This window comes from Trichocoleus sp. DQ-A2 (assembly GCF_039961915.1).
Classification (GTDB): Bacteria; Cyanobacteriota; Cyanobacteriia; order Cyanobacteriales; family FACHB-T130; genus FACHB-T130.
In genome coordinates this window covers 136100-149411 of the sequence record NZ_JAMPKD010000014.1, presented here as the reverse complement: position 1 = coordinate 149411, position 13312 = coordinate 136100, and the positions used below count along the sequence as shown (strand labels likewise).

Here is a 13312-nt window from a genome sequence, read left to right as displayed (position 1 = left end):
GACAGGCTGTCTCTTCTTTCAGCATATAGCGCCTCTCGCTAGAGCGTCTCTCACCTAACTACCCGGTTTACAGACGTTATATTCTTCGTGAGACATGACTTCTTCTGGCACCAGCTTTGTCCCGCAGTCGCGGCAAATCATCCGGTAGTCGCGGCTCAAAGGGATACTAATAATCAAGCGGTTGTGGCGCATCCGCTTGCCCCGAAATTCGATATAGTTCCGGCTACCCTCCAATCTAGCGATGATGGCACGCGCCTTCACTACCAAATGAGCGGGAAGATGTCTTAAATTAATCGGATCGAGTGAAAAAGATTCTTCCCACTCCTGTTTTTCCTGTTTTCTTTGAATCCAGGTGGCGCGTTCTTGAACGCAGCGATGGCAGGTTTGACCATGACCTTTGTGACCGCACGAAAACGTTTTTTTTCTGGTTGGCATAAAAAATAGTGGTGTGGCTTGGTGCCTCCCACCCCCACAAAGCTTTTATCCTGTGGAAACTCTCCGCCGTGGGCGGTTGGACAAGATCGAATATTTTGTCCGCTTGCAGTTTATGTTAATGCAAGAGGGGCAAGTCTTTGAGAATCGTTTTCGCTTGCTGACGAAAAATCGGTGATGACACCACGAATCCGTCAGGTTATCGTGTGGGTGATGAAAGAAATTTATGCTTCGATGACGTAAAAAAGGGATGGCGAGTTCGCCTATCCTCTCTTATCTATCAGCGAATCCAACTTCCCGTGCATCTTCTTTTTTCCCCGCCGACAATCCGTCTGGGCTTCACGTTACTGCTGGCGCTAACTCTCGGCGCGTGTCAGCGAGTGCAGTCGCAGAATTCCCGTCTCACGCCTCTGCCGCAAGATCCTTTTGTTCAGGTATATTTCAACCACGCCCAAACGGCAGAATATACTGAGCCGTATCGCCAGCAACGACGACAGGGAGATGATTTAGAGCAACAGATTGTCGATGCGATCGCGTCTGCGAAATCCAGCGTTGATGTGGCGGTGCAGGAGTTGCGCTTACCGAAGATTGCACAGGCGCTAGTGGATCGCAAGAAAGCTGGGGTAAAAGTTCGGGTAATTTTAGAAAATACCTACAGTCGTCCTCTCAGTGCGATCGCTTCCGCAGAGTTGGCGAAACTGCCGCAACGAGAACAGCAACGCTATCAAGAATTTCTCAAATTAGTAGACCGCAACGGCGATAATCAGCTCAGTCCAGCGGAAATTAACCAAGGAGATGCCTTGGTCATGTTACACAATGCGGGTATTCCGACAATTGACGATACCGCTGACGGTTCCAAAGGCAGCAGCCTGATGCATCACAAATTTGTGATTGTCGATAACGCAAAACTTATCGTGACTTCCGCTAACTTTACAACGTCGGATATTCACGGTGATTTTGCCAAGCCTAGCAGTTTGGGCAATGCCAATAACTTGCTAAAAATCGATAGTCCGGAGTTGGCAACCCTTTTCACCCAAGAGTTTAACGTGATGTGGGGCGATGGGCCAGGAGGCAACCCTGATAGTAAATTTGGCATCAAAAAGCCCTATCGACCCCCACAGCAAGTCAAGTTGGTCAATACCACCGTCACCGTCCAGTTTTCCCCAACTTCGACCACTCAACCCTGGAATCAAACCAGTAACGGCTTAATTGGCAAAACCTTAAGTACCGCCGCCCAAAGTGTTGATATGGCGTTGTTTGTCTTCTCCGATCAGCATTTAGTGAATATTCTAGAAACCGACCATCAAAATGGGGTGCAGGTAAGGGCTTTAATCGACCCCGATTTTGTCTATCGTCCCTACAGCGAAGCGTTGGACATGATGGGACTTGCCTTGGGCAATCAATGCAAGTATGAAGCTGATAATCGCCCCTGGCAAGAACCGATTACCACAGTTGGCGTGCCTGTGCTGCCAAAGGGCGATTTATTGCATCACAAATTTGGGGTAGTGGATAAAAAAAACGTCATCACTGGCTCCCACAACTGGTCAGAAGCCGCCAATAGCGGCAATGATGAGACGGTGTTAGTCATTGAAAGTCCGACTGTTGCTGCCCATTATGAGCGCGAATTTGACCGCCTTTATAAGAATGCTGTGTTAGGTGTTCCTGATGGGATTGGGCAGAAAATACAGGCACAACAGAAACAATGTTCCCAGCAAACAACAGCTTCTCAACCCTCCCAAACCACTCCAACTGCCAATCCAAAAGCCAAACTTCCGATCCAAAAGGCGCAACCACCGAAAAGTCTCTCTAATTCTCCTCAATCCTCGATTCCTAGCCCTAAGTCCGGTCCCTATCTGGTCAACCTCAATACTGCAACTCAAGAAGAAATCGAGGCATTGCCCGGAGTCGGGCCAAAATTAGCGCAACGCATTATTGAGGCGCGTCAGCAGAAATCTTTTACCTCGTTACAAGACCTTGACAAAGTGCCAGGAGTTGGCCCCAGCTTGCTCGAAAAATTAAGCGATCGCGTGACTTGGTAGCAACTGCTCCTTCTTTCCGGATCGGGACAATTTGCCGACGCTAACGACAATTGGACTAGCATCTGACAGGATAGTGCTGGTCTTAATGTACTGGGGTGTTATGCCATGAAGCTAATCCGCCTTCTCCTCAAAAATTCTTGGGTAACAGTCATTTTGGCTGCATTGACGGGTCTTCTCAGTGGTGGGAGTAGTGCGGGTCTAATAGCCCTGATTAACCTCACCTTAAGAGATATTCAACTACCAACAACGACCCTGGCTTGGAGCTTTGTTAGTTTGTGCTTTCTTCTGTTTGTGACCATGACTGCGTCCCAAGTCCTGATTGCCCGATTAGCAGAGGAGGTCATCTTCAATCTGCGAATGCTCTTAAATCAACGCATTCTGGCTTGTCCCTTGCGTCATTTAGAAGAAATTGGTTCCTCCCGGCTTCTAGCGACCCTCACAGAAGATATTGAGGTAATTTCTAGTGCCTCTATTTCCGTTTCTGGACTATTTGTAAATCTCGCCATTTTAGTGGGGTGCCTGCTCTATTTGAGCTGGCTATCTGTGCCTCTATTCTTTTTCATCCTAGGCTTCATGGTGTTGGGAATCTTTAGTCATACTTTACTGATGACGAAGGGTAGGGATTCTTTCAAGCTTTCCCGTGAAGTGCGAGACAGGTTATACGAACATTTCCGGACTACCACGGAGGGGACGAAGGAACTCAAGCTGCACCACTCTAGACGCCAAGCGTTTCTCTCTCAAGACCTCCAGTCTGCCGCTGCGTCTTCGCGCCATTACCGAGTTGCGGCGATGAGTATTTTCGCTTTTGCTGGAAGTTGGGGGCTACTGCTATTCTTCGTTCCCATTGGGTTAGTGATTTTTGGTTTACCCCTGCTAAGAAATATTCCTGTTGCCGTTCTATCCGGCTATGCCTTAACGATCATCTTTATGATTACTCCGTTGCGGGGGATTTTAAACACTCTTCCCGATTTAAGTAGAGCGAATGTTGCTTTAGATAAGATTGAATCGCTTGGCTTATCGTTGGTAGCCCAGAGAACTGAAGAGCATCTGACGACGACCCTAGATTCACAATTTGAGTGGAGTTCTTTAAAATTAGTGGGGGTGACTCATGCTTACCGTGGGGAACGGGAAGAACATCGCTTCATTCTAGGGCCACTCGACGTAACTTTTCATCGTGGAGAATTAGTGTTTATTGTCGGTGGTAATGGGAGTGGCAAATCTACTCTTGTGAAGCTGCTAGTTGGACTTTATATTCCAGAATCGGGAGAAATTCAGTTTGACGGTAAAGCGATTACAGATAAAAATCGCGAGTGGTATCGCCAACAGTTTTCAGTTGTTTTCTCTGACTTCTATCTCTTCAACCGTCTTCTAGGATTAGACACTCCATCACTAACTGACCAAACCCAAAAGTATTTAGAAAAGCTGGAATTAGATCGTAAAGTGCAGGTAAAAGACGGTATTCTTTCCACTACTGCTTTATCCCAAGGACAGCGCAAGCGTCTTGCTTTATTAACGGCGTATTTGGAAGATCGTCCTATTTATATATTTGACGAATGGGCGTCAGACCAAGACCCAGTATTCAAGGAAGTTTTTTACACGCAACTGTTGCCAGAGTTAAAAAGTAGAGGGAAGACGGTTCTGGTTGTTACTCACGATGACCGCTATTTTGAAGTTGCCGATCGGATTGTGAAGTTGGATTATGGGAAAGTGCAATATGATAAAAGCTTACATGGTTGATGAGATTTTTTCTTAAACCCTTACTTGTAATTCGGAACCCCATCTCAGCCCTCCCCGTTAACGGGGAGGGGAAAATAGCAGGGGAGAATTGATTTTTTTTGTGAATAAAAGGTGATTTTGAAATTTTATTTTATAATTACCAATTACTATATTGGCTTATTTATCCTGTGACAATACCTCTTTGTTTAATAGTTTTTTCTGTGTTCTGAGATAAATTAGGCCAAGGTAAGAAATTCAGCCGTAGAATACGTTTATTCGGAACGTTGTCCCAAGCGCTAAAAACGCGCTTCCAATCATCAAGAAATTCGGGTTGAACTTGCCCTAAGGTTTTTACTAAAGAGTAATAGACGCGATCGCTTACTGCTTCATCGGAGGTGACACCTTGCCGAACTTCTAAATCGAACTCTAGATACTGTTGGTCTTCTTCATAAAGAATTCGGGCGCGGTATAGTCCGGTGAGAATATCATTGAGTTCTTCGCATTTTACCGCTGCATCCAACATATATTCGGTCAGATTAGTCCCTAAAAGAATTAAACAACTATCTGAGCGACCCGTGACTGCTAAAATATTTGGAAGCCAAGGGCTAGATTTTGCAATAATCTTAACTAAAGCTTCATCCTGAGAATCTAGCTTGTCCGAAATAAGAATTGCTTTTCTTAATTTCCTCCAATTATATAACGCAACACGGTCGTAGAGAATGTAGCGCACTAGCGGAATTCCTTGCCAACGAGTTACGCAAAAGTGACCATCAACAAGTTCCACAAAAGTGTCAGAAGCAATGAAATGAAAGAAGTGAGGAATGGGAGATTCTAGACCTAGCGAATTAGCAAGTTTCTGGTTACGATACAGTAGTTTTCGCAAAGCGATCGAAGCGAGAGATTCAGTTCCCAGTCCCCCAGTATCGGCGCTGGCGTACATGGAAAACATAAATGGAATATCTTCTGCTATCCCCGCCCGATTTTGCAAAGAAGTGCGGATACTTTCTGGAAAAGGTTCACCAATTACGATGTATCTTAATTTTTCTAATGGAAGCGATCGCTTTTGCTCACTTGCCTTTAGATGAAGATGCGCGATCGCAGATGGTACAATCAATAAAATAATCTGATCTACAAATGGGTTCATCTTGCAGATCATCTCGATAATATCATCTTGCTGTATACCTGGACAGAATACCCAGAAAGGATAAGGCGTATTCGCTGCCATATTATTTAACGCCCAGGAAAACGATACTCCTCCGAGAGAACTTCCTAAGCTAAGTCCAACAATTGCCAGCGTTTTTTTCTTGTGTACAGCAAAGGTTCGTTCCAGAAATATCCGGGTTTTAAGACCGACAAAACGGCTATTTGATTTTAGAATAGGCCAATAAAATGAGTTTCCGGATGATCCGGAAGAACGAGCGATCGCATAAATTTTATCGGCATCATCCGCTAGTAGTTCCTCAAATGGATAAGCTAAGGCGTAGGATTTTTTGTCTGACAAAGGTAGCTTGTTAAATGGAACTCGTGCTTTAATTCCTTGAGTTTCTAAAAACTGTTTGTAAGCGGGTACGCCTCGTTGGGCACGTTGATATATTTTTTCAGCTAATCTTTTTGAGCCTAAAGATTTTTTTATAAATGATTGAAACTTCATAGGGTAGTGCTAAGGAAGTTGTAAACTTTTTTTACAAGCCGCAAAGGTGCGAAGTATACGAAGGAAAGAGTGAATAGAATAATTTATTAGTAAATTATGGATGGACAATTTATTTTTACGTATACATATTAGTTAATAAATGACGGTTTTTTACATTTGCAACCTTAAACGCAGATTCCTATAAGACCTAATAAAGGGCAAACAAATTTTTAGGGGAATCTTATTTGAGTCGTGATATACCAGCGGTTCAGATACACAACTTTTTAGAGAAGTCGGGTATCTCGCCTTCACGAACCATTCAGGGCTGCTATAGATGTTAATAAATCAAGAATTAACTCGAAACAAAAATTTACTAAATTAAGTCATAGATTCCAGAGCTTTGCGAATTCTTAGTGTAATAAAGAAATAGGAAATCCAAACTAATTTTAGGGGTGGATGGAGGGGGGAAACTTCCCTATGTCAAGCTTTCTAGATCGGCACATTCACGCAGGCGTGAAGTTTTGAACGTTACTACTATATAAATTATGGTGAATCTTAATTTGCAAGCGTCTAATTCTCTTCGCAAAACCCAAACTTTTAACAATCCCGATCGCTTTATTGAGGGATGGTATTGGGCTATTCCCTCTCACAATCTCAAGGTGGGTGAGGTGAAGCCTGTAACCCTTTTGGGAAGGGAACTGGCGATTTATCGGGGCAAGGATGGGAAAGCGATCGCTCTTGATGCATATTGCCCGCACATGGGCGCACACCTTGCCGAAGGAAAAGTCGAAGGCAACGGAATTCGCTGTTTTTTCCACAATTGGAAGTATGACCAAGTGGGGAAGTGTATCGATATTCCGTGTTTGGAAAAGCCGCTTCCAGCAAAGGTGCAAAGTTGGCCTACGGCGGAAAAGTACGGGATGGTGTGGGTTTGGACTGGAGAAGCGCCACGACAGCCTTTGCCGTGTCCTCCAGAACTCAAAGATGAAGAATGCGATGCGGCGATCGCGTCTTGCTTCGTGAAGAACTGTCACCCCAATGTGGTGATGATCAACGCTATCGACGCCCAACACTTCAATACCGTTCACAACCTGCCACTGAAAATTGTGTTTGAGAAGCAGGAAGACGAAAACGCGATCGCCTTCAGTAACACCACGCGGGGAGGGGACGAATCTCTGTTTGTAAAACTAATCCGCCCCTTATATAAAAATGAAGTTACTTATAGTATGTGCTACTGGTACGGCAGCACTGGCACTGTGACACTTGGGCCAGACTTCCTCCATTTCTACATCATGTTTGCCCTTCGCCTCACCGAAGCCGGAAAAACTGAAGGACAGACTTTATTAATTACTAAGAAGCGTCCGGGTGTACTCGGCTGGATGTTTAACCGAATCGTACTTTGGCTGACGAAGATGGTGGGGAATTACTTTGCCAAAGGAGACACCCAAGTTTTCCAAACGATTAAGTTTGACTTTCAGACTCCGACGAAAGAGGACAAGTCGATTATCCAGTTCATCCAGCACGTCGAGAAACAGAAAGCGATCGCTTGGGGAACTTGGGAGGCGGCTTTGCCGGAGGAGGAGCAGCGGCAATATGATTTGGATAAGGCAGTCCTAACCCCCCAACCCCATTCCCTGCAAGGAAAGGAGGTGCAGGACTCCCCAATTCTCGCAGCAGAAGGTCAGGGAAGCCGAGAGGTAAAGGAGAATTCTTCCTCAGTCCTCAGTCCTCCCTCCTCAGTCCTCAGTCCTCCCTCCTCAGCACTCAGCCCTCAGTCCTCAGCACTCAGTCCTGTCTCCCTAACCACGGAGGCGAGATGAGTTCTGTATTGATTACAGGCTGTTCGTCCGGCTTTGGTCGGGCTATGGTTGATGAGTTTCTTCGGCGGGGTTGGCACGTCATCGGGACGATGCGGAACGCACCGCATCGACGGGAAATCCTCGCGGAATCCATAGAAAAATATAGCGATCGCTTGACGATTCTCAGCCTGGAAATCACCGAATCCAGCCAACGAGATGCCGTAGTTGAAGCAGTTCGCCAAAGAGGGCGGCTGGATTGTTTGGTAAATAATGCAGGCTACAGGTTCTACGGCGCTTTGGAGGATTTGAGCGAGGAGCAAATCCGCCGTCAATTTGAGGTAAATTTCTTCGGTGGCGTGTTCCTGACTCGCGCGTTGCTTCCGTTGATTCGGGAAGTGCAGGGAACCCTGATTTTTATCTCCTCCACCTTCGGCTTTACCGGCTTTCCCTTAACCTCGGCTCATTGCGCTAGCAAGTATGCTCTGGAAGGCTTAGCAGAGAGTCTTTATTACGAGCTTGAGTCCCACGGGGTTCGTGTCGCCTTGGTAGAACCTGGAGCCAGCAAGACGACGAACAATGGCAAGAATATGAGCTGGGGGGAAGGGAACGCTGAAACTTATCGAATCCAGACGGAAAACTACCGGAGGTTGAATCAGCGAGTTATCTCAACGGCTCAGGATAATACGCATCTGGTCGCCAAACGGGTTGCTGATATTGCCGAAGGAAGCGATCGCCAACTCCGCCGTCGAGTCGGCTGGGATGCCCATTTTACCCATATTTATCAACAAATCTTGCCAGATAGGTTGCGCCTACCGTTATCAAAAATGATTTATCGACGGCTATTTATGGGGAGACAAAGCCGATGAATCAATACCAAAAAACAGCAGGCTTCGATTTGCCCCATATCCCATCTGACGACAAGCTGCATCGCGTACTCTCCTCAGCCTTGAAGAGTCGGCTGGGTGACGATCCGATTTCCCCAGAATTTATGAGCAATTCCTACTGGGACGCCGCTCACTTTGGTCTTGAGAAAGTCAAGATTTTCCAAGATTCTAGCCAACAAGAGCAAGCAGAAATCCTGCGGCGATGCAGTAGCGGGCTTCTAGAAGAAGCCTATTTCATCGAAAAAGCCGGAGTCGGTTACATGGCAAAAATGGTGCTGCTGGCAGAAACCACCGAGGAGCGAATGCTCTACGCACTCTTCAGCTCCGACGAAGTGACTCACCTTGCCCAGATTAGTCGCTTTTTGCCGGAAAAAGACCTCGTGGGGACAGACGACCCCTTCTTACGCTTCCTGGCAGATTTGGTGGAAACCCAGGATAAAACAGTCCTGCTATTTGTGCTTCAGGTAGTGCTAGAGGGTTGGGGTTTGAGCCATTACAGAAGCCTCGCCAAAGACTGTGTAAATCCTCAAATGGCTGCAATACTTGAGGGATTTTTGCAAGACGAGAGCCGTCACCACGGCACCGGAGTCACTCTGTTCAACCAGATGTCTGTCTCCCAAGCGAGTCAAGCAACCATCATCGAAACCCTAGCCCTATTTTTGCAGATGGTTCGGGTAGGGCCTCAAAGCGTCGTCACTGCCATTGAGCAAGTGAAGGGTCATTTGTCCCGCCAACAAAAGCTGAATATCTTCCAGGAACTCGACACAGAGACTCATAGCGGAATCCGTCTCAATCTCCTGCGTTCCCTGATGCGGGGAGAAGAGGCGGGAATTATCGTTCAAGAACTAGAGGATCGGGGGGCGTTCCAGCCTTTCCCCGCAGAAAAATGCGTATGAATAAAACACTAAACGAACCCAAAGACAACATGCTTCTAGAAGACCCAAAGGTTTACCAACAACTTCAGATTAACGAACCGAAAGGCAATACCCTTCTAGAGAACTCAAAAGTCTATCGCAAGCTTCAGATCAACCACACGCGCAATAAACAGCAGGATCATACGCAACTGCTCGACGAAGCCGCAGCATCTTTCCGATATGAAGACTGCAAAGATGAGTATTGGAATCCGGAAGAATTTTCCTTACTCTACGGAACTCCGCTGTGGGAACAAGCGAGCGTAAGCCAAAGAGTAATCTTAAACCAACTTTATTGGGTGGCTTACTATTCGCAGATCGTTTCCGCAGAAATTGCCACGATTTACTTTAATCAGACTAGCGCCGCCGGACTTTACGCCCAGGAAGACTTCCGCCTAGTTTGCGATACGCTCGACTTAGAATCTGCTCAGGAAAGGGCACATATCAGCGCCTTCCGAAAAATCTCTAGCGAGGTGGAAACACAGCTTTTTGGCAAGCGCGTCTTCAGCTATCCTATGCGCGGGCCGTTTGCAGAGACAATGATTTTTGCTGACACCAACGCTCTCAAGACGTGGTGGAAAAAACTCCAGTTGCAAAGCTTTGGAATGCTCTCAGCAGGCAATACTTTCCTCGCTTGCCAATACTTCACCGTACGGGGTATCCGGACGTTAAACGGTAAGCTGGTGCAGCATAAGCTCAGCAACTACTACCAAAAACATCCCAACTCAGAAAACGCTCCCATTCCCTCGAAAATTTCCTTTTATCACTTCATGGATGAGAGTTTTCACTTTAACAGCTCTACGATTCTTTCCCATAACGTGGTGAAGTGTCTTAAGCCGCCAACTGCTTTCGAGAAGTTAGTGGCCAACTTGGGGATACGCGGCTGTCAGAGAGATCACTATCATTTTTCAGTCGCGATTAACGGTATCTTTTGGTACGACCCCGCCCTCTATTCGGCGATTTACGAGGTATTGCGATCGCCTATTTTTGGAATGAGCGACCCAGAAGCCAAAGAAATGATGCGATTGTGCTTCACAGAGGAATCTGAAGGGCTGCACCTCAGCTACAAAACCCGTACAGAAGCGATGGATTCCTACAAAGTTTACCTCGAAAAAGTTGACTACGCTTGGGCAAGTAACCGGGAGATGTCCATCATGGCTGCTAATTCTATTCCCCAGTACCTCGCTACTCAAAAGAAGGCAATTGGTAATTGGTAATTGGTAATTGGTAATTGGGCTTATGAAAAATTTTACCCATTACTGACTTGACAAATAACCGTGCATATTTCCTACTTTTTCATATGAACGAGTCTCAAAATCTAAACACGCAACCCCTTTTGAAAATGAAAATATTTAACAATTGGGATGTTGTTGCCAAAGGCTGGTATATTGCTTGCCCTAGCCGAGAACTTCCTCAAGGCAAAGCAACATCCTTGGAAATATGCGGACAAAAAATTGTTGTCTTTCGCGGACAAAATGGGAAAGTTCGCGCTTTAGATGCTTATTGTCCTCACCTGGGAACCGATTTAGGAATTGGGCGCGTTGATGGAAATCTCATGCGCTGTTTCTTTCATCATTGGGCGTTCGATGGAGAAGGCAATTGCCAAGATATTCCCTGTCAATCGGCGATTCCTGAAAAAGCTCGCCTTCAATCTTATGCTACTGATGAAAAATACGGTTTGATTTGGGTGTATCCAGATTCAAAAGCACCAGAAGGTGTAGCAGAATTTGATGAACTTAAAGGCAAGTCAATTGTAACAGTATACGACAAAGCATTTGAGCGGAATTGTCATCATCACATTTGTATGATGAATGGCATTGATGCTCAACATTTACAAACTGTTCACAAAGTAGATATCAATATGAATCTATCCTTGCATCAGAATCAATCTGGCAATGTGATAGATTTTACCCTTCAAGGGGAGTTTCCTAAAACGACTCGGAGAGAACGGCTGGGACGAAAAATTGTCGGCGATACTTATGAGTATTCTATGAGATATGCCGATGGCTGCATCGGACTTTTGACGATGATGAAGAATGTTCGGCTTTTTCCTTCACTGCACATGATCTATGCCTATACTCCAGTTGCGCCTGGAAGAACCCGCATTCAACCGATTTATGTAGCAGAGAAAAGAAAAGGAATGTTTGGGTGGTTGGTGACGCAACTATTACTCTTATTCACACGTCTAGCATACTATGCCTTGAAAGGGGAAGATGGGCAAATTTATGACAATATTCGTTATAATCCCAACGCACTTCTGAGTATTGATACGCCATTGGTTAAGTATATGCATTATGTGAATCAACTTAAAGTTTCTCTATGGTCTAAAGATTTTAATATTACAAAATAAACGGTTTTAAATATAGTAACTTTGTTAGCTACAACAACATTTTGTTTACGAACCGCCAAGGACGCGAAGTACGCGAAGGAAGAAGAAGAGAAAGAAGAGGTTAGTTATTATTTTTATTGTTATCAAATTAAGCTTTAATCCCAAATTTTGAATTAAATATGAATGAGCAATGCTGTATCATCCGCTTTCCAGGGACAGATTATTCTCCCCTAACCTTGGAGAAGCACTCTAATCTTTCGGAGCATCTGACGGTGCAAAATTCTCCGGTACTCTTTGGATGTCGTACCGGGATTTGTGGGACGTGCCTTGTAGTTATAAAAGGGAAGATTCCTGCTCCAAGTGAAGATGAAAAGGAGGTGTTGGAAACTCTAGCGCCAGGAAATAATCAAGTAAGGTTGGCTTGTCAGTTGGATCTCAGCAGTGACCTTGAAATCTTTGCTTTTGATAATAAAGAATGAAGCCAAAAAATCTTCTATTTCTTATTGTTAATTTTTAATTTATTGTGGAGGATTAGTGAAATTTGAAGATTTCTGGTATGTTGTGGCACTCAGCGAACAACTAAAGCCGAATACTGTGCTAGAACGCACGGTTTTGGGGGAATGGCTGGCAGTTTTTCGAGGAGATGACGGAAAACCAGTGGCATTGCGCGATCGCTGTATGCACAGAAATAGCCGTCTCTCTAAAGGAAAAGTCTGTCAGGGAATGCTCCAATGTCCCTACCACGGCTGGGTTTACGACAAAACTGGGAAGGTAGTCGCTGTCCCCGCAGAGGGAGAAGATTTTAAGGTGACTCATGCTCGTCGCACTCAGCATTATGACACTAGAGAGCAGGATGGATACGTCTATGTGAGGCTGGCACAAAAGCCGAGTGAGGAGTTTGAGCCTTTTCAAATGCCTTACTACGGAAAGCCTGGATGGGAGACGGTACGGGTTATTAACCGTTTTCGGAACAACGTTACCAACTGTGCGGAAAATTTTATCGATATTCCTCACACCGCCTCGGTTCACCCTGGGGTATTTCGCACCTCTCGCAAGCAAAAGCTGGAAATGATGGTAGAGAGGCGAGACGGCTCAGTTTTCGCAGAATACCGCAACGAAACGACAAATCTCGGCTGGTATACCCGCTTTCTAAATCGGAAAGGTTACGAGATCCGGCACACAGATAGCTTTCATATGCCAAACGTTACCAGCGTGGAATACGATATGGCACCGAAAAGAAGGCTTTTTATTACTAGCCAATCGATTCCGGAAGCGGAGGACTCTACTCTCGTCTATACCGACGTCACTTTTAACTACGGCATTTGGAACAAGATTGCGCGTCCGTTTGTTCGCTGGACTGCCCAATATATTATCCGTCAGGATGTGGAAGCGCTTGGTATTCAGCAAGAGGTAATCGAAAAGTACGGCACCCAGTTTGCCAATACGCCAGCTGACACAATCCACGTCCTAGTTGAATCGATTCGGAGCAAGATTGAAGCAGGAGAAGATCCTAGAACTCTCTTGGATAAGTCTGTTCAAGTAACCTTCTGGGTTTAATTCGGTGGAAGTATA

10 protein-coding genes and 1 pseudogene are annotated in these 13312 nt (G+C 45.5%); 9 read left to right on the top strand and 2 right to left on the bottom strand.

Going from position 1 to position 13312, the window contains the following annotated elements:
• Positions 1-54: 54 nt before the first annotated feature.
• A complete protein-coding gene (locus tag NC997_RS16020) occupies positions 55-435 on the bottom strand; it encodes a hypothetical protein (RefSeq protein WP_190413403.1) in 381 nt (126 codons plus the stop codon).
• A gap of 296 nt (positions 436-731) precedes the next feature.
• Between NC997_RS16020 and NC997_RS16015 the strand changes: the two genes are divergently transcribed.
• Together NC997_RS16015 and NC997_RS16010 are read left to right on the top strand one after the other, a co-directional pair.
• Positions 732-2471: a phospholipase D-like domain-containing protein gene (locus tag NC997_RS16015; RefSeq protein ID WP_348257806.1), complete on the top strand. Its 1740-nt coding sequence runs from the start codon at positions 732-734 to the stop codon at positions 2469-2471.
• 105 nt (positions 2472-2576) lie between these two features.
• Positions 2577-4208, top strand: coding sequence for a cyclic peptide export ABC transporter (locus NC997_RS16010; RefSeq protein ID WP_190529982.1), 1632 nt, complete (start codon positions 2577-2579; stop codon positions 4206-4208).
• 160 nt (positions 4209-4368) lie between these two features.
• On the opposite strand, the gene NC997_RS16005 is transcribed toward NC997_RS16010, so the two are convergent.
• Positions 4369-5838 carry a hypothetical protein gene (locus tag NC997_RS16005; RefSeq protein WP_190529980.1) on the bottom strand — a complete coding sequence of 490 codons (1470 nt, stop codon included), beginning with the start codon at positions 5836-5838 and terminating at the stop codon, positions 4369-4371.
• A gap of 524 nt (positions 5839-6362) precedes the next feature.
• Between NC997_RS16005 and NC997_RS16000 the strand changes: the two are divergent.
• The 7 genes and pseudogenes from NC997_RS16000 to NC997_RS15970 form a co-directional block, all read left to right on the top strand.
• Positions 6363-7379, top strand: a pseudogene (locus tag NC997_RS16000) (aromatic ring-hydroxylating dioxygenase subunit alpha); the annotation flags it as partial.
• A 254-nt stretch (positions 7380-7633) separates the two neighbouring features.
• On the top strand, positions 7634-8482 hold the full coding sequence (locus NC997_RS15995) for an SDR family oxidoreductase (protein ID WP_190529976.1): 849 nt from the start codon (positions 7634-7636) through the stop codon (positions 8480-8482).
• Entirely contained in the window at positions 8479-9396 is a 918-nt protein-coding gene (locus tag NC997_RS15990; RefSeq protein WP_190529974.1) for a ferritin-like domain-containing protein, read from the top strand. The genes NC997_RS15995 and NC997_RS15990 overlap by 4 nt, the downstream gene beginning before the upstream one ends.
• Before the next feature lie 29 nt (positions 9397-9425).
• On the top strand, positions 9426-10628 hold the full coding sequence (locus NC997_RS15985; RefSeq protein ID WP_199306308.1) for a P-aminobenzoate N-oxygenase AurF: 1203 nt from the start codon (positions 9426-9428) through the stop codon (positions 10626-10628).
• A 125-nt stretch (positions 10629-10753) separates the two neighbouring features.
• A complete protein-coding gene (locus NC997_RS15980; protein ID WP_190529972.1) occupies positions 10754-11761 on the top strand; it encodes an aromatic ring-hydroxylating dioxygenase subunit alpha in 1008 nt (335 codons plus the stop codon).
• Positions 11762-11919: 158 nt separating this feature from the next.
• Positions 11920-12219: a 2Fe-2S iron-sulfur cluster-binding protein gene (locus tag NC997_RS15975; protein WP_190435637.1), complete on the top strand. Its 300-nt coding sequence runs from the start codon at positions 11920-11922 to the stop codon at positions 12217-12219.
• A gap of 55 nt (positions 12220-12274) precedes the next feature.
• Complete coding sequence (locus NC997_RS15970; RefSeq protein WP_190435634.1) at positions 12275-13297, top strand: Rieske 2Fe-2S domain-containing protein; 1023 nt, start codon at positions 12275-12277, stop codon at positions 13295-13297.
• Positions 13298-13312: the final 15 nt, after the last annotated feature.